Origin of the sequence: Streptomyces phaeofaciens (assembly GCF_014648915.1) — a bacterium.
Taxonomy (GTDB): Bacteria; Actinomycetota; Actinomycetes; order Streptomycetales; family Streptomycetaceae; genus Streptomyces; species Streptomyces phaeofaciens.
Window position 1 is genome coordinate 81,728 of the sequence record NZ_BMSA01000015.1, and the last position, 16,613, is coordinate 98,340.

The 16,613-nt window shown below is 73.6% G+C and carries 13 protein-coding genes; 9 read left to right on the plus strand and 4 right to left on the minus strand.

Going from position 1 to position 16,613, the window contains the following annotated elements; translation table 11 throughout:
* Positions 1 to 171 precede the first annotated feature (171 nt).
* The 3 genes from IE275_RS24440 (at position 172) to IE275_RS24450 (ending at position 5,972) form a co-directional block, all read left to right on the plus strand.
* Positions 172 to 3,177, plus strand: coding sequence for an SCO1167/SCO6262 family helicase (locus IE275_RS24440; protein WP_229870507.1), 3,006 nt, complete (start codon positions 172 to 174; stop codon positions 3,175 to 3,177).
* The gene (locus IE275_RS24445) at positions 3,174 to 4,463 is read left to right on the plus strand and encodes an SWIM zinc finger family protein (protein WP_189713539.1); all 1,290 of its coding nucleotides are present in this window, start codon (positions 3,174 to 3,176) and stop codon (positions 4,461 to 4,463) included. Before IE275_RS24440 ends, IE275_RS24445 begins: the two co-directional genes overlap by 4 nt.
* Before the next feature lie 165 nt (positions 4,464 to 4,628).
* Positions 4,629 to 5,972 carry an esterase-like activity of phytase family protein gene (locus tag IE275_RS24450; RefSeq protein ID WP_189713540.1) on the plus strand — a complete coding sequence of 448 codons (1,344 nt, stop codon included), beginning with the start codon at positions 4,629 to 4,631 and terminating at the stop codon, positions 5,970 to 5,972.
* Positions 5,973 to 6,193: 221 nt separating this feature from the next.
* Here IE275_RS24450 and IE275_RS24455 read toward each other — a convergent pair whose 3' ends face one another.
* Both IE275_RS24455 and xylA read right to left on the minus strand, forming a co-directional pair.
* Positions 6,194 to 6,742, minus strand: a complete 549-nt coding sequence (locus IE275_RS24455) for a hypothetical protein (protein ID WP_189713541.1) — start codon at positions 6,740 to 6,742, stop codon at positions 6,194 to 6,196.
* Between the two features lie 198 nt (positions 6,743 to 6,940).
* On the minus strand, positions 6,941 to 8,107 hold the full coding sequence (xylA, locus tag IE275_RS24460) for a xylose isomerase (RefSeq protein WP_189713542.1): 1,167 nt from the start codon (positions 8,105 to 8,107) through the stop codon (positions 6,941 to 6,943).
* 127 nt (positions 8,108 to 8,234) lie between these two features.
* On the opposite strand from xylA, the gene xylB reads away from it, so the two are divergent.
* The 6 genes from xylB (at position 8,235) to exaC (ending at position 15,846) form a co-directional block, all read left to right on the plus strand.
* Positions 8,235 to 9,680, plus strand: coding sequence for a xylulokinase (gene xylB, locus IE275_RS24465; RefSeq protein WP_189713543.1), 1,446 nt, complete (start codon positions 8,235 to 8,237; stop codon positions 9,678 to 9,680).
* Between the two features lie 23 nt (positions 9,681 to 9,703).
* Complete coding sequence (locus tag IE275_RS24470) at positions 9,704 to 10,912, plus strand: ROK family transcriptional regulator (protein ID WP_189713544.1); 1,209 nt, start codon at positions 9,704 to 9,706, stop codon at positions 10,910 to 10,912.
* Positions 10,913 to 11,163: 251 nt separating this feature from the next.
* Complete coding sequence (locus IE275_RS24475) at positions 11,164 to 12,294, plus strand: acetamidase/formamidase family protein (RefSeq protein ID WP_229870515.1); 1,131 nt, start codon at positions 11,164 to 11,166, stop codon at positions 12,292 to 12,294.
* The gene (locus IE275_RS24480) at positions 12,252 to 12,851 is read left to right on the plus strand and encodes an N-acetylmuramoyl-L-alanine amidase (RefSeq protein WP_189713545.1); all 600 of its coding nucleotides are present in this window, start codon (positions 12,252 to 12,254) and stop codon (positions 12,849 to 12,851) included. Before IE275_RS24475 ends, IE275_RS24480 begins: the two co-directional genes overlap by 43 nt.
* Before the next feature lie 107 nt (positions 12,852 to 12,958).
* Positions 12,959 to 14,209 (plus strand): GAF domain-containing protein, encoded by a 1,251-nt coding sequence (locus IE275_RS24485; RefSeq protein WP_189713652.1) that lies wholly within the window; start codon positions 12,959 to 12,961, stop codon positions 14,207 to 14,209.
* 113 nt (positions 14,210 to 14,322) lie between these two features.
* Positions 14,323 to 15,846 (plus strand): acetaldehyde dehydrogenase ExaC, encoded by a 1,524-nt coding sequence (exaC, locus tag IE275_RS24490; protein WP_189713546.1) that lies wholly within the window; start codon positions 14,323 to 14,325, stop codon positions 15,844 to 15,846.
* Here exaC and IE275_RS24495 read toward each other — a convergent pair.
* Together IE275_RS24495 and IE275_RS24500 are read right to left on the minus strand one after the other, a co-directional pair.
* On the minus strand, positions 15,843 to 16,139 hold the full coding sequence (locus IE275_RS24495) for a hypothetical protein (protein ID WP_189713547.1): 297 nt from the start codon (positions 16,137 to 16,139) through the stop codon (positions 15,843 to 15,845). The two genes, exaC and IE275_RS24495, sit on opposite strands and share 4 nt — an antisense overlap.
* The gene (locus IE275_RS24500) at positions 16,136 to 16,561 is read right to left on the minus strand and encodes a hypothetical protein (protein WP_189713548.1); all 426 of its coding nucleotides are present in this window, start codon (positions 16,559 to 16,561) and stop codon (positions 16,136 to 16,138) included. Before IE275_RS24500 ends, IE275_RS24495 begins: the two co-directional genes overlap by 4 nt.
* Between the last annotated feature and the right edge of the window lie 52 nt (positions 16,562 to 16,613).

Here is a 16,613-nt window from a genome sequence, read left to right on the forward strand (position 1 = left end):
CACTGCCGCTCTCTGTCATGAGAACGGGTCCACGTCGTACACGGTTCCGGACGCGACCCTGAGACATCCCTGAGGTCCACCCCCGAAGCGGCCCTGAGAACAGATCGGTCCGTCGTGCTGTACTCTCGACGACCCACCCGGTAGTCAAATTTGAGGAGCAGGCTCATCTCTGTGGAGAGGGTTCCCGTGGAAACTCCGTCCGAGACCTCCGAACTGGCTCGCTGCCGTGCCGTGTTCGTACCCGGCGACCCGGCCCGCACCGGTCGGGTCGCCTTCTGGCGGCCCGACGGAGACGCTCCTCCCGTCGCCCCGCCGCGCTCGGGTCCCGCGTCGGCCGAGGATCTGACGGTCGTCCTGCCCGACGGCGCCGGGGTGGCGCTCGCGCGGGTGCCCGCCCTGCTGCTGCCGGTGAAGGAGGCCCTGCCGGTTCTCTCCCACGCGCGTGTCGCCCCGGACGGGCACCGGGCCGCCTCGTTCTGGGGCGCGGCGTCCTTGCTGGCGTTGCGGTGCGTGGCGCGCGGCCTGCTGCTGCCCGGCCTGTCACCGGACGGCCACGACGCCTGGCGGATGGGCCCGCTGACCCCGGACGACGTCGAGCAGGTACGCCGACTGGCCGCCTCGATGCCCCCCGAGGCGCACGCCGTCCCGGTGGACGACGGGCCGCCGCTGCGACTGCCCGACCCTGAGCGGCTGCTGCGCGCCTTCCTGGACGCGGTCGCGGACGCGCTGCCCCGCTCCCCCGCCGCACCGCTCGTGACGGGCGGGGCGGCCTACGCGGCGAAGGAACCCCGGCACGTGCCGGAGCTGAGCGCCTGGGCCGGCGATGTGGCCGCGGGCCATGACGCGGGGGTGCGGGTCTCCCTGCGGATCGAGGTGTCCGGGATCGAGACCGCCGCGAGCATCGGGAGCATCGGGACCGCCGGAAGCGCCGGAAGCGCCGGAACCGGGACGCCGGGGACCGAGGCCTCCGAGGCCTCCGGGTCCGCCGGGTCCACCAAGGCCCCCGAAACCTCCGGCCCATCGGCCGACGCTGCGGCGGCGCCGGTGTTCCGAGCCGTGCCGCAGGTGCACGGTGTGAGCGATCCCGGGCTGGTGGCGGACGCCTCCGAGGTCTGGTCGGACTCCGGTGTCGCGCGTGGGGCGTTCGGCCCGCGCGCGCGGATGGACGCCCTGCTCGCCCTGCGCCGCGCGGCCCGGGCCTGGCCCGCGCTGACGCCCCTGCTGTCGGCCACCGTCCCGGACGCGGTCGTGCTCCTGGACGAGGAGGTCGCGGAACTCCTCGGGGAGGGTTCGCGGGCGCTGGCGGCCGCCGGTGTCGAGGTGCACTGGCCGAGGGAGCTGGCCCGCACGCTGACCGCCCGCGCGGTGGTGGGCCCGCCGGAGGACGGACCGGACCCGGACCGCTCCGCCTCGGACGCGCCGTCCTTCCTGTCGGCGGACGCGCTGCTGTCGTTCACCTGGTGGTTCGCACTGGGCGACCAACGGCTCACGCGGGAGGAGCTGGACCGGCTCGCCGAGGCGAACCGTCCCCTGGTGCGGCTGCGCGACCAGTGGGTCCTGATCGACCCGCGGGAGCTGCGCCGGGCCCATGCTCAGCAGGACCGCAGGATGACGCCCGTCGAGGCGCTCGGCGCGGCCCTGACGGGCTCGGCCGAGGTCGACGGCCGCCGGGTCGAGGTGCGGCCCACGGGGTGGCTGGAGGCCCTGCGGGAGCGTCTGACGGCCCCTGGGGCGCAGGAGCTGCTGGAGCAGCCCGCCGCGCTCGACGCCACGCTGCGCGACTACCAGCGGCGCGGCCTGGACTGGCTGGCCCGGAACACCGCCCTGGGGCTGGGCTGCTGTCTCGCCGACGACATGGGGCTCGGCAAGACCATCACGCTGATCAGTCTGCATCTGCACCGCCAGACGGACCCGTCGGCCGCCGGGCCGACCCTCGTGGTCTGCCCGACGTCGCTGATGGGCAACTGGCAGCGCGAGATCGAGCGGTTCGCGCCCGGTACGCCGGTGCGCCGCTTCCACGGACCGCAGCGCGATCTGGACGCCCTGGCCGCCGGGGAGTTCGTGCTCACGACGTACGGCACGCTGCGGCTGGACGCGGGCCGGCTGGGCACGGTGCCGTGGGGCCTGGTCGTGGCGGACGAGGCGCAGCACGTGAAGAACCCCTACTCGGCGACCGCGCGGGCGTTGCGCACGATCGGTGCCCGCGCGCGCGTGGCGCTCACGGGCACACCCGTGGAGAACAACCTGTCGGAGCTGTGGGCGATCCTGGACTGGACGACGCCGGGGCTGCTCGGCCGGCTGGCCACCTTCCGCGCGCGGTACGCGCGGTCCGTCGAGAGCGGCGGGGACCCGGCCGCCGCGGAGCGGCTCGCCCGCCTGGTCGGGCCGTTCCTGCTGCGCCGCCGCAAGTCGGATCCCGGGATCGCCCCCGAGCTGCCGCCCAAGACCGAGACCGATCGCCCGGTGTCCCTCACCCCCGAGCAGACGGGCCTGTACGAGGCCGTGGTGCGCGAGACCCTCGCGGCGATCGCCGAGGCGGACGACATGGCGCGGCGCGGGCTGATCGTGAAGCTCCTGACCGGCCTCAAACAGATCTGCAACCATCCGGCGCAGTACCTCAAGGAGGATCGGCCGAGGACGGCCGAACGCTCGGGGAAGCTGGAGCTGCTGGACGAGCTGCTCGGCACGATCCTCTCCGAGGGGGCGAGCGTGCTGGTCTTCACCCAGTACGTGCGCATGGCGCGTCTCCTGGAGCGCCACCTGGCGGCACGCGGCGTGCCCACGCAACTCCTGCACGGCGGGACGCCGGTCGCCGAACGTGAGGCGATGGTGCGGCGGTTCCAGGACGGCAAAATCCCGGTGTTCCTGCTGTCGCTCAAAGCGGCCGGGACCGGGCTCAACCTCACGCGCGCGGAGCACGTCGTGCACTACGACCGCTGGTGGAACCCGGCCGTCGAGGCGCAGGCCACCGACCGGGCGTACCGCATCGGCCAGACGCGGCCCGTGCAGGTGCACCGCCTGATCGCCGAGGGCACGATCGAGGACCGGATCGCCGACATGCTGCGCCGCAAGCAGGACCTCGCCGACGCCGTGCTGGGCTCGGGCGAGGCCGCGCTCACGGAACTTACGGACGCCGAACTGGCCGAACTGGTCGAGCTGCGAGGGGGCACACGATGAACGGACACGACGACACCCAGGAACGCACGTTCGCCGCGTCGCCGCCCGCGCACGGGCGGGCGTTCGCTCTGACGTGGTGGGGCCGGGCGTGGCTGGCGGCACTGGAGGACGGCGCGATGGACGGGCAGCAGGTGCGCACGGGACGCAGGCTCGCGCGCGCGGGCGCCGTGGGCGCGGTGTCGGTCCGGCCGGGGCGCATCACGGCCGTCGTCCAGGACCTCGACGGCACGCCGTACCGGGCCGACGTGCTGCTCGACGTGCTGTCGGACGGGGAGTGGGACCGGTTCCTGGATCTCGTGGTGGAGCGGTCCGGGCACATCGCGGCACTGCTCGACCGGGAGATGCCGCCGCATCTGGTCGAGGACGCGGAGACGGCGGGCGTCGATCTTCTGCCGGGGCTGGGGGATCTGGAGGCCGAGTGCGGCTGCGGCGCATGGGACCACTGCGGTCACACGGCGGCGCTCTGTTACCAGGTGGCCCGGCTGCTCGACCAGGACCCGTTCGTGCTCCTGCTGCTCAGAGGGCGTGCCGAACGGGCCCTCCTGGACGACCTCCAGGCCCGTGGCACGGCCGCTCGGGAGGCGTCGGTGCCGCCGGTGCCGGAGGGGGTGGACGCGACGGAGGCGTACGGGGCGGGGGACGTCCTGCCGCCGCTGCCCGACCTGCCCGGTCTTCCCCAGGAGCCGGGCGTGCCGCCCTCGCTGGACACGGATGCCCCTCCTCCGCCGGGTGTGGATCCGGCGGCGCTGGAGACCCTGGCCGCCCGGACGGCAGCCGCCGCGCACCTGCTGCTGGCGGAGTTGCTGCACGGCGGGGCGGAACGGGCGGCTCCGGCCGAGGAGCTGACGGCCGCTCAGGACGCGGTACGGCTCGCCGCGGGCTCTCCCGGAGCGCCGGAGACGGACGGGGCGATGGCTGGCCGGCTCGCCGCCGGTTCGGGTCGCGGCCGGGAGCAACTGGCATCGGCCGTACGGGCCTGGCGGTACGGGGGTGCGGCCGCTCTGGCGGTGTTCGAGGAGGAGTGGGCCGTCGAGGGCGAGGCGCTCGCACGCGCGCGTGCCGCGCTGGACGCGGCCTGGGAGGACGACGAGCGGCCGGTGCTGCGGGCGCGCGGGAACCGGTGGACCGCGGTCGGGTCGCCCTGCCAGGTGCGGCTGGGCCGGGACGGCCGCTGGTGGCCCTACCGCAAGGAGGGCGGCCGCTGGGTGCCGGCCGGTGAGGCGGCCCAGGACCCGGCCACGGCCTTGGCGTCGGTCCACCGGGAAGACCGCCCGAACGCCTCATAGGCAGGCCGTCGCGAAGGCGGTGGAAGCGCTTGCCCGGATACCGGTGAAGGCGGGGCGTCGGCCCGACGGACGGCCGACGCCCCGCGTTCACCGGGAGGTCGCACAACGTTCGGAAGGTGACCCAACTCTGGCCGCTGTCACCGAACTTGCCCCTCAGGAGGCCAGATGTCCCCGCACGCCACCGGCCGGCGCCGCGTCCATCGTTCCGTCGCCGCCGGCGTCCCGCTCGCCGTGCTGGCCGCCCTTGTCACCACCGGGCCGGCCGCCGCGGGCACGCCGTCAGGACAGGCGCGGGTCGTCAGGACGGCGACGCTGGGCGACATCCCGCTCGGGACGTTCAGCAACAAGCTGCTGCCCGGCACGGTGGACGACGACCGGGGTGTGGACCTCGGCGGCATCGGCAGCGACATCTACCCGGCGGGCCGCAAGGGCGAGTTCTGGACGGTCACCGACCGCGGCCCCAACGGCCAGATCAAGGTGGACGGCACCAAGCGCCGCACGTTCCCGGTACCCGGCTTCGATCCGGCGATCGTGCGGATCCGGGTCTGCGGGGACACGGTGCGGGTCCTGGAGGCGATCCCCGTCACCACCCGGTCCGGGAAGGCCGTCACGGGTCTGTCGAACCAGCAGGGACGCGACGAGGCGCCCTACTCCTACGACGCGAGGACGCCGCTCGCCCCCAACCCGAACGGGCTGGACACCGAGGGCATCGTGCGGGCGGCGGACGGGACCTTCTGGCTCACCGACGAGTACGGGCCCTCGTTGGTGCACGTGTCCGCGCGCGGGAAGGTGCTCACGCGGTACGTGCCCGAGGGGCTGAAGCTCACCGGCACGGACTACCCGGTGGTGGAGGCGCTGCCCTCGGTCCTGCTGCACCGGAAGATCAACCGCGGCTTCGAGGGGCTGGCCCTGCTGCCGGGCGGTGACCTGGTGCTGGCCGTGCAGAGCCCGCTGTCCCTGCCGGACACGGACGCCGGGGAGGCCTCGCGCACCGCGCGGCTGCTGCGCTTCTCGCCCGGGAAGAAGGCCGTCACCGCCGAGTACGCGTACCGCTTCGACCCGGTGAACGTGGTCGACCCGAGCGAGGACGACACCTCCGAGCTGAAGATCTCCTCGGTGGTCGCGGTGGGCGGCGACCGGCTGCTGGTCGAGGAGCGCACGGACAAGGCCGCCCGGCTCCAGGTGGTCCGGCTCGGACGGTCCGCGAACATCCTGGGCGGCCGCTGGGACGACGAGACGACGTCGCCGTCCCTGGAGCAGTTGGACGATCCCGCGGCCGCCGGGGTCCCGGTGCTGGCCAAGCGGCTGGTGGTCGACCTGGGTCAGGTCGCCGGAGTACCGGGCAAGATCGAGGGCGTCGCGCGCGTGGACCACGACACGCTCGCCCTGATCAACGACAACGACTTCGGCATGACGGACGGCACCGGCGCGTTCGACGCGCAGGGCCGGCTGGTCGACAGCGGCATCGAGACGAAGGTCACGTACGTACGGCTGCCGCGGGGCATCTGACATCGGTACGGGGCCTCGGGGCCTCGGCCGGCCACGGCTTCGGCCCCGTCGGCGGCACGCGTCCGTGAAACGGCCTCGTCGGCGGCACGCGCGTGCGAAGGACCAGCGGACGCGGCACGCGCGCGTGACCGGCCGACGGACGCGTCACGCGCGCGACCAGGCCCCGGCCGACACCGCACACCCCGCGTGGCCAGGCCCCGCGGCGGCACGCGCGCGCGGGGCTACGGCAGCAGTTCGCCCAGCGACGGCAGCAGTGACTCCAGATCGCTGGGGAGCTCCGTCGGCAGCGTGGTCGGGAACTGCGAGGGCAGCTCGCTCGGGAACCCGCTGGGCAGCTCGACGGGAAGGCTGAGGGACGGCTTGGGGGTGGTGCCGCTGCTCCCCGCGCCGGGCTCCTTGTCCGACGGGTCGCCACCGGACGACGACGTCAGCACGACGACGAGGACGACGCCGGCCGCCGCGAGCAGCGCGAGCACGACGAAGAGCGGGGTGCGGCGCCTTCCGGGGCCACCGCCCGGCGAGCCCGGGGGCGGGCCCGGCGGCCGGCCGTCGGCCCCTCCCGCGCCACCGGCCCCTCCCGCACCGCCGTCGGCTCCGTAGCCGGAGCCGGGTGCGCCGAAGCCGGAGGCGGGCGGTCCGTAGCCGGGATCGGGTGGCCCATAGCCGTAGGGCGGTGTTCCGTGGCCGTAGGGCGGTGTTCCGTGGCCGCCCGGAGGCGGCGTGTCACCCGGCGGTCCGGGCGGCTGGGGCGGTACGGGTGGCATGGCCATACCGTCCAGCGTCGTGGCGGACCCGCCCGGGGCGCGACCCCCGCACCGAAGTTGATACCGGGTCATGCCATGGAGCGCATGATTCCGGCGTACTCCGTGCGGAGGTCTTCCCGGCGGCGGCGGAGCTCGTCCGCCTCCGCCGGATCAGCGGCGGCACGCGCGCGTGCCCACTCGGCGCGCACACGCGTGTGCGTGGTGTCAGCCGCGGGCACCGAGCAGGTGGTCCATGGCGAGCTGGTCGAGCTGCTCGAACGCCATGCCGCGGGCGGCGGCCGCCTCGGCGTCGAAGTCCTCGAACGCGGTGCGGTCGGCGAGCAGGCTCTCCAGGCCGTCGGCGGCGGTGGCCTGGGCCAGCTCGTCCAGCCGGGCGGCGCGCAGGGCCTCCTGCACCTCCGGGTCGCCACGGAACGCGGCCGCGCGCTCCTTGAGGATCAGATAGTTGCGCATGCAGCCGGCGGCCGACGCCCAGACACCGTCGAAGTCCTCGGTGCGCGGCGGCTTGAAGTCGAAGTGCTTCGGACCGGCGTAACCGGCGCTCTCGAGCAGGTCGACGAGCCAGAACGCGGAGCGCAGGTCGCCGGCGCCGAAGCGCAGGTCCTGGTCGTACTTGATGCCGGACTGGCCGTTGAGGTCGATGTGGAAGAGCTTGCCCGCCCACAGGGCCTGCGCGATGCCGTGCGGGAAGTTCAGCCCGGCCATCTGCTCGTGGCCGACCTCGGGGTTCACGCCGTACAGCTCCGGGCGCTCCAGGCGCTCGATGAAGGCCAGGGCGTGGCCGACGGTGGGCAGCAGGATGTCGCCGCGCGGCTCGTTCGGCTTGGGCTCGATGGCGAAGCGCAGGTCGTAGCCCTGGGAGGTGACGTACTCGCCGAGGAGGTCGAAGGCCTCCTTCATGCGGTCGAGGGCCACGCGTACGTCCTTGGCGGCACCGGACTCCGCGCCCTCACGGCCGCCCCAGGCGACGTAGGTCTCGGCGCCCAGCTCGACGGCCAGGTCGATGTTGCGGATGGTCTTGCGCAGGGCGTAGCGGCGCACGTCCCGGTCGTTCGCGGTGAACGCGCCATCCTTGAAGACGGGGTGCGTGAAGAGGTTGGTGGTGGCCATCGGCACCGTCATACCGGTGGTGTCCAGGGCCTGGCGGAAGCGCTTGATGTGCTCCTCGCGCTCACTGTCCGAGGACCCGAAGGGGATCAGGTCGTCGTCGTGGAAGGTCACACCGTAGGCGCCCAGCTCGGCCAGGCGCTGCACCGTCTCGACGGGGTCGAGGGCACGCCGCGTGGCGTCGCCGAACGGGTCCCTTCCCTGCCAGCCGACGGTCCACAGGCCGAAGGTGAACCTGTCGTCGGGGGTGGGCTGGTAGTTCATGCCGCGGCTCCTTGCTCGAAGACTGTGTCGCCGACTATTTCGTCATGGCGGTTTACAAATTAGTATGCCAGCGCATCTCTGGGAAGACAGATCCCGCAGAGCCGCGGAAAAACTTAGGGAGAGCCCGATGTCAGCAGCCGAGGGTCCGCTCGTCGTCGGCGTGGACTCGTCCACGCAGTCCACGAAGGTGCTCGTCGTCGACGCGGCCACCGGCGAGGTCGTCGCCAGTGGCCAGGCACCGCACACCGTGTCCTCCGGGGCCGGCCGGGAGAGCGACCCGCGCCAGTGGTGGGACGCCCTGCACGAGGCGCTGCGCCAGTGCGGCGACGCGGCGCACGAGGCGGCCGCGGTGTCGATCGGCGGGCAGCAGCACGGGCTCGTCACACTGGACGAGCGCGGCGAACCGGTCCGCCCGGCGCTGCTGTGGAACGACGTGCGCTCGGCCCCGCAGGCACGCCGGCTGACCGAGGAACTGGGCGGCGCCAAGTTCTGGGCGGAGCGCACGGGGTCCGTCCCGGCCGCGTCCTTCACGGTGACGAAGTGGGCCTGGCTGGCCGAGCACGAGCCGGAGGCCCTGCGTGCCACGAAGGCCGTGCGCCTCCCCCACGACTACCTCACCGAGCGCCTCACCGGCGAGGGCACGACCGACCGCGGCGATGCCTCCGGCACCGGCTGGTGGGCCTCCGGGACGGAGGGCTACGACGAGGAGATCCTCGCCCACGTGGGGCTCGACCCGGCGCTGCTGCCCCGCGTGGTGCGGCCCGGCGAGGTGGCGGGGACCGTGCGCGACAGCCACGACCTGCCGTTCGCCAAGGGCACCCTGGTCGCCCCGGGCACCGGGGACAACGCCGCGGCCGCGCTGGGCCTCGGCCTGCGCCCGGGCACGCCGGTGCTCAGCCTCGGCACCTCGGGAACGGTGTACGCGGTGGCGAAGCGGCGCCCCGCCGACCCGACCGGCACGGTGGCCGGTTTCGCCGACGCGCACGGCGGCTGGCTGCCGCTGGCCTGCACCCTGAACTGCACGCTCGCCGTGGACCGCGTCGCGGCGCTGCTGGGCCTGGACCGTGAGGCCGTGGAGCCCACGGCGGAGCTGACCCTGCTGCCCTACCTGGACGGCGAGCGCACCCCGAACCTGCCGAACGCCTCCGGGCTGCTGCACGGCCTGCGCCACGACACCACCGCCGGCCAGCTCCTCCAGGCCGCCTACGACGGTGCCGTGCACTCGCTGCTCGGCGCGCTCGACCTCGTCCTCGACGAGGACGCGGACCGCTCGGCCCCGCTGCTGCTGATCGGCGGCGGCGCCCGGGGCGCGGCCTGGCAGCAGACCGTACGCCGGCTGTCCGGACGGCCGGTGCAGATCCCCGAGGCCAAGGAACTGGTCGCGCTGGGCGCCGCGGCGCAGGCGGCCGGACTGCTGACCGGCGAGGCCCCGGCCGCCGTCGCCCGGCGGTGGAACACCGCGCGGGGCCCGGTGCTGGACGCCGTGGAGCGGGACGAGGCGACGCTGGCCAGGATCGCCGGGGTACTCTCCGACGCGGCTCCCCTGCTGGAGCGGGGCACCCGCACCCGCTGAGAACCGACCGAATCGACGGAGGCATGACCGCACCGCTGCACGAGGCCCGCGCCAACGGCCCTGGGCGCGCGCTGCCCGACACCCAGCAGGGCATGCGCCGCCGCAACCTGGCCCGGGTGATGCACGCCGTCAGCGCCGAGGGATCGCTGTCACGGGCCGCGGTCGCCTCGCGCATCGGCCTGACCCGTGCGGCGGTGTCGACCCTCGTCGACGAGCTGATACGCACCGGCCTGCTCGAGGAGCTGGGCCCGGAGCGGCCCGGCCGGGTGGGCCGGCCCGGGTCGGCCCTGGCCGTCAGCGGACGGGGCCCGGCGGGGCTGGGCGCCGAGGTCGGGGTCGACCACCTCGCGGTCTGCGTCGTCGACCTGCGCGGCGAGGTGCGGGCCCGGATCGAACGGCAGGGGACGAACCGGGGCCGCTCCCCCGAGCCGGTGATCGAGGAGCTGACCGGCCTGGTGCGCCGGATCGTGGCCGAGGTCGAGCGCGAGGGGCTGTGGCCCGCGGGGCTCGCCGTGGCCGTGCCAGGGCTGGTCGCCCGCGACGGGCGGACCGTCGTCGCCGCTCCCAACCTGGACTGGCACGACACCGACCTCGGCGCCCTGCTGCCCGCGGAGCTCGCCCTGACCGTGGACAACGAGGCCAACTTCGGCGGACTGGCCGAACTCTGGCTGGGCGAGAACACCCCCCACGACTTCCTGCACGTGTCGGCCGAGATCGGCATCGGCGCAGCGCTGGTCGTGGACGGCAGCCTGCTGCGCGGCACCCGGGGTTTCGCGGGCGAACTGGGCCATGTGCCGGTCCACCCCGACGGGCCGGAGTGCGTCTGCGGCGGCCGTGGCTGTCTGGAGCAGTACGCCGGCGAGGAGGCGGTCCTGCGCGCCGCCGGCCTGGAGCCCGGCGGGGACCGCGTCGGACTGCTCGCGGGCCGCGCCGCGGACGGCGACCCCGACGTACGACGCGCCCTGCGCGAGGCGGGGACGGCCCTCGGGATCGCCCTGACCGGGGCGCTCAATCTGCTGGACCCGGAGGAAGTCGTGCTCGGCGGTGCCCTGGCCGGGCTCGCGCCCTGGCTGCTGCCGGCGCTGGAGACGGAGCTGGCGCGGCGTACGGCGGGCCCGCCCTGCCCGGTGTCCGTGTCACGGCTGGGCTCCGAGGGGCCGCTGCTCGGGGCGGCGCACTCCGTGGTGCGGGCGGTGCTGGACGATCCCGCGGCTGTGGCGGGGCGGGGCTGAGGTCCGCCGTCGTCGTGTCGGCCCGTTCAGGACCGGAAGTCTGAACTCCCCGTTCGGGTGAGTGAGTTGTCCACAGTTCCGCCGTCGTCCACCGAACCCGCCGACTTCGCTCTGCCGCACCGTCAGGCGCCGTAACGTGATCCACCTGGATGCGCGCCGCGCCCCCACGCCTGAGCCGGTGGAGGTGCCCGGGGTGTCGGTGGCTGTCCGCGTCCGTCCCGACGGCCTGTGGCAGAACGGAGCTGTGCACCATGACCGACCCGCGGATCCTGACCGTACGCCCCGAACCGGGCGACTACGCCTGGACGTTCGGCGGTGCGCCGCCGGTGGCGCGGATCACGCCCGGCACGGTCCTCGACCTGTACACGGAGGACTGCTTCGCCGGGCGGGTGCGCTCCGAGAAGGACCTGGTGTCCGAGGTCTGCGAGTTCCCCTTCCTCAATCCGCAGACCGGCCCCTTCCACGTCGAGGGGGCCGAGCCGGGCGACACGGTCGCCGTGCACTTCGTGTCCGTCGAACCGGCCCGTGACTGGGCGGCGTCGACCACGGTCCCCCTGTTCGGCGCGCTGACGTCGACCCACACCACGGCCACGCTCCAGCCTCCGCTGCCGGAGCGGGTGTGGATCTGGCAGCTGGACCGGGCCCGCCGTACGGCACTGTTCCGGGCACGGGACAGTGACATCCGGCTCGAACTGCCCCTGGATCCGATGCACGGCACGGTGGGTGTGGCGCCGGCCAACCTGGAGGTGCGCTCGGCGCTGGTGCCCGACGCGCACGGCGGGAACATGGACACGCCCGAGATGCGGGCCGGCGTCACCTGCTACCTGGGGGTGAACGTCGAGGGTGCGCTGCTGAGCCTGGGCGACGGGCACGCCCGGCAGGGCGAGGGCGAGACCTGCGGGGTCGCGGTGGAGTGCGCGATGAACACGGTGGTGATCGTCGAGCTGCTCAAGGGGCTGGCCACGCCGTGGCCGCGCATCGAGTCGGACACGCACATCGTCTCGACCGGTTCGGCCCGCCCGCTGGAGGACGCCTTCCGTATATCCCAGCTCGACCTGGTGCGGTGGCTGGTGCGCGACTACGGCTTCTCCGAGTCGGACGCGTACCAGTTCGCAACCCAGGCGGTCGAATCGCCGTTGGCCAATGTGTGCGACACCAACTACACGTGCGTGGCGAAGATCCGCAAGGAGTGGCTGCCCGCGCGCGAGACCCACCGCGGGGTGCACGCGCGGCTGCGCGAGACGGCGGCGACGCTGCGGGGCCGGCTCCCCGCCCCGCCCGAGGCCCGCTCCCCCGAGGCCCACTCCCCCGACACGCACCACCCGAAAGGCAGCACCCCGTGGAACGAGCACGCCTCCGCCTCGACCGGCGGCGGATCCTGAAGGGCGCGGCCCTCGCGGCCGTCCCGTACGCACTGCTCCCCGACGCGCGGGCGGGAGCACAGTCCCAGCCCGTCGACCACCGGCCGGCCGAGTGGCAGCCCGCGGCCGGCACCAACTACACGGTGTCGCAGCGGCCCACGACCCACTCGGTCGACCTGGTCGTCGTCCACGTCACGCAGACGACCTTCGCCAAGGCCCTGGCCATCTTCCAGAACCCGAGAAAGAAGGTGTCCGCGCACTATGTCGTGCGCTCCGTCGACGGTCACACGGCCCAGTGCGTGCGCGAGTCCGACATCGCCTGGCATGCGGGGAACTGGGACTACAACACCCGCAGCGTCGGCATCGAGCACGAGGGCTGGGTGGACCGGCCCGCCTACTTCACCGACCTCCTGTACGAGCGGTCCGCCCTGTTGACGTCCTCGGTCTGCGACCGGTACGGCATCCCCAAGGACCGCGCGCACATCATCGGCCACCACGAGGTGCCGGGCACCGATCACACCGATCCCGGTCCCCAGTGGGACTGGGTCCGCTACCTGAAGCTCGTCAACTCCGCCTGAGCCGAAACGGATTTCCCCGTTTCGGACGACCTCCGTCCAAACGGTTGTCGGCCCGCACACCCGGAGTGACGATGTCCCCAGCCGTACGCTCCTTCCGGGAGGACGAATTGACCGATCCCTGGGTGGCCCTGGAGCCGGGGGCCGACCCTGCCGAACGGGTGCGGGTCCTGCGCCGGGCGCACGAGACGTTCACCGTCGCGGGCACCGTGCCACGGCCCGTGCGGGCGGTGGTGGCGGACTCGTGGCGGCGCTCGGCGCGGGCCGGTGTCGGTCCGGACGGCTCCGCGAGCGTGGAACTGGCCGACGGGGATCTCGGTGCCTACCGCTCCGAGCATCCCCTGGCCCGGGTGATGCCGCTGTTCCGCGAACTCATGGGCACGTTCGCCGCCGACGGCGAGCATCTCCTCGCGGTGTGCGACGCGCACGGCAGACTCCTGTGGGTCGAGGGCCACCCGGCGACCCGGCGGCGGGCGGGACGGATGAACTTCGTGCCGGGTGCGCGGTGGGCGGAGAGCGCGGTCGGGACGAACGCCCCGGGCACGGCGGTCGCCGTGGACCGGCCGGTGCAGGTGTTCGCGGCCGAGCACTTCATCCGGCGGGTGCAGCCGTGGACGTGCGCGGCGGCCCCGGTGCACGATCCGCGGACCGGACGGGTGCTGGGCGCCGTCGACATCACCGGCGGCAACGGGCTGGCGCATCCGCACAGCCTGGGGTTCGTGCAGGCCGTGGCACGGGCCGCCGAGTCGCAGCTGGCCCTGCTCGGCTCCGGCCCGCCGGCCGCCGGGGCGGCCGAGCTGACCGTGCTGGGCCGGGAGGAGGCTCTGCTGCTCGCCGGCGGTCGCAAGGTCCGGCTGAGCCGCAGGCACAGCGAGCTCCTGCTGCTGCTGGCCCGCCACCCCGAGGGGCTGACCGGCGACGAGCTGCTGTGCGCGCTGTACGAGGACGAGTCGGTGACCCCGGTGACCCTGCGCGCCGAACTGGCCCGGCTGCGCGGGGTGCTCGGCCCCGGCCTGCTGCTCTCCCGCCCCTACCGGCTGGCGCTGCCGGTGGAGTGCGATGTCGACGTCGTGGAGCGGCGGCTGCGGGCCGGCGCGGTGACGGCGGCCGTGGCGGCGTACGCGGGACCGCTGCTGCCGGCCTCCCGGGCCCCGGCCGTGGTGCGGCTCAGACGGCGCCTGTCCGACGGGGTGCGGGCGGCTCTGGTCGCCCGTCGGGACCCCGATCTCCTGGCCGACTGGGCGCACGCGCCCTGGGGCGAGGACGATCTCGTCGTCTGGCGGGCGCTCTGCGCGGTCCGGCCCACGGCGGCGGTACGGGCCCGGCTGGCCGCGCTGGAGACGGAACTGGCCGCCCCCTGACGGACCGGCGGGGCCGCCGCACGCTCCGCAACGTCCTCGCAACGTCGTCCTGCCTAGCCTCCGGCGCAGAGCTGTCCAACGGCGGGCAGCCCTGCTGAGGGAGGCTGACCAGGATGACCCGTTACGCGGCGCCCGGAACCGAGGGCGCGATCGTCTCCTACCAGGCGCGCTACGACCACTTCATCGGCGGCGCGTACGTGCCGCCCGCCCGCGGCCGGTACTTCGAGAACCCGTCTCCCGTGAACGGGCAGCCGTTCGCCGAGGTGGCGCGTGGCACGGCGGAGGACGTGGAACGGGCGCTCGACGCGGCGCACGCGGCCGCGCCGGGCTGGGGCCGTACCTCGGCGACGGAGCGCTCGGACATCCTGCTGAAGATCGCCGACCGGATGGAGGCGTATCTGGAGCCGCTCGCCGTCGCGGAGAGCTGGGAGAACGGCAAGCCGGTCCGCGAGACGCTGGCGGCGGACATCCCCCTGGCCATCGACCACTTCCGCTACTTCGCGGGCGCGGTGCGGGCGCAGGAGGGCGCGCTCAGCGAGGTCGACGACGACACGGTGGCGTACCACTTCCACGAGCCGCTCGGGGTCGTGGCGCAGATCATCCCGTGGAACTTCCCGATCCTGATGGCCGCGTGGAAGCTGGCCCCGGCGCTCGCGGCCGGCAACGCCGTGGTCATCAAGCCCGCCGAACAGACTCCCGTCTCGCTGCACTACTGGATGAGCCTGATCGCCGACCTGCTGCCGCCGGGCGTGGTGAACATCGTCAACGGGTTCGGCGAGGAGGCGGGCAAGCCGCTCGCCTCCAGCCCGCGGGTCGCGAAGGTCGCGTTCACGGGCGAGACGTCCACGGGCCGGCTGATCATGCAGTACGCCGCCGAGAACCTGAAGCCCGTCACGCTGGAGCTCGGGGGCAAGTCGCCGAACATCTTCTTCGACGACGTGTGGGAGAAGGACGACGACCTGCGCGACAAGGCCCTGGAGGGCTTCACGATGTTCGCGCTGAACCAGGGCGAGGTGTGCACCTGCCCGTCGCGCGGCCTGATCCAGCGCGGCAACTACGGCGACTTCCTCCAGGCGGCCGTCGCCCGCACCGAACTGATCAAGCCCGGCCACCCGCTCGACACCGACACGATGATCGGCGCGCAGGCCTCCGGCGAGCAGCTCTCCAAGATCCTCTCCTACATCGACATCGGCCGGCAGGAGGGCGCCAAGGTCCTCACCGGCGGCGAACGCGCCGAGTACGACGGCGAGTTGAAGGGCGGGTACTACGTCCAGCCGACCATCTTCGAGGGCGACAACAGCATGCGCGTCTTCCAGGAGGAGATCTTCGGTCCGGTCGTCTCCGTGGCGTCCTTCGACGACTTCGACGACGCGATCAAGACCGCCAACGACACGCTGTACGGCCTCGGGGCCGGCGTCTGGACCCGGGACATCAACACGGCCTACCGCGCGGGGCGGGCGATCCAGGCGGGCCGCGTCTGGACGAACTGCTACCACGCGTACCCGGCACACGCGGCCTTCGGCGGCTACAAGCAGTCGGGGATCGGCCGTGAGACGCACAAGATGATGCTGGAGCACTACCAGCAGACGAAGAACCTTCTTGTTTCCTACAGCCCGAAGAAGCTCGGGTTCTTCTAGAGCCCGAAGCCGGTTGCCCGGAGGCTTCCTTGGCCTCCGGGCAACCCGGACGGGTCGACCACCGCGTCGAGGCGCTCCGGGTCGTAGGGGAAGGAGTGGCGGTGCACTCCCGGCCGCCTGATGACGATCTCCGTTCTGGGCTTGCGGCCGGTGCCGAACTCCAGCCGGGGTTCCTGCCAGACGTGCAGGCGGTGCGTGTCGCCGAAGCCGAACAGCTCCAGCACCCGGCCGTCGAAGGTGAGCAGGGTGGTGTCGTTCGCCAGTACCTCTACCTCGTACGGCGGTGTCGTCATGGCGTCGCTCCGTCTCCCGCGTAGAGGTAGCCGCCGGGGTCGGCGGGGTCCGCGACCAGCAGTACCTGATCACCGGCGCGGGGGATGCGCAGCTTCGAGACGAGGGTCCGGAGCGTGATCGGGTCGGCGGTGACCCCGGTCAGCTGGAGGACCAGGTCGACGACGGGGTCGAAGTTGACCAGCTTGCCGGTGTCGCTGATGGACACGACGACGGCGGGGATCGTCGGTACGCCCATGGCGAGCAACTGCCGCACGGTGGACCCGGAGTGGTACGCGCCGAGCGACTGCTGGACTTGGGCGTAGTCCTCTCCGCCGAGTGCCGCACGCGTCATACGGCCGTAGAAACCCTTGCCGCCGGCCACCTGCTCCGCGATCCTGGCGGCCTTCTCCTCACGGCTCCTGCGCTTGCCGAAGAATCCCATGCCGTGTCTGCCCTTCCGGTCCGTTCTGCCTGGTGGTGTGGACGTTAGAAGG

Coding starts and splice junctions, on each gene's coding strand:
- IE275_RS24450 (WP_189713540.1), top strand. CDS start 4,629: ATGTCCCCGCACGCCACCGGCCGGCGCCGCGTCCATCGTTCCGTCGCC.
- IE275_RS24500 (WP_189713548.1), bottom strand. CDS start 16,561: ATGGGATTCTTCGGCAAGCGCAGGAGCCGTGAGGAGAAGGCCGCCAGG.
- xylA (WP_189713542.1), bottom strand. CDS start 8,107: ATGAACTACCAGCCCACCCCCGACGACAGGTTCACCTTCGGCCTGTGG.
- IE275_RS24455 (WP_189713541.1), bottom strand. CDS start 6,742: ATGGCCATGCCACCCGTACCGCCCCAGCCGCCCGGACCGCCGGGTGAC.
- IE275_RS24445 (WP_189713539.1), top strand. CDS start 3,174: ATGAACGGACACGACGACACCCAGGAACGCACGTTCGCCGCGTCGCCG.
- IE275_RS24470 (WP_189713544.1), top strand. CDS start 9,704: ATGACCGCACCGCTGCACGAGGCCCGCGCCAACGGCCCTGGGCGCGCG.
- xylB (WP_189713543.1), top strand. CDS start 8,235: ATGTCAGCAGCCGAGGGTCCGCTCGTCGTCGGCGTGGACTCGTCCACG.
- exaC (WP_189713546.1), top strand. CDS start 14,323: ATGACCCGTTACGCGGCGCCCGGAACCGAGGGCGCGATCGTCTCCTAC.
- IE275_RS24475 (WP_229870515.1), top strand. CDS start 11,164: ATGACCGACCCGCGGATCCTGACCGTACGCCCCGAACCGGGCGACTAC.
- IE275_RS24495 (WP_189713547.1), bottom strand. CDS start 16,139: ATGACGACACCGCCGTACGAGGTAGAGGTACTGGCGAACGACACCACC.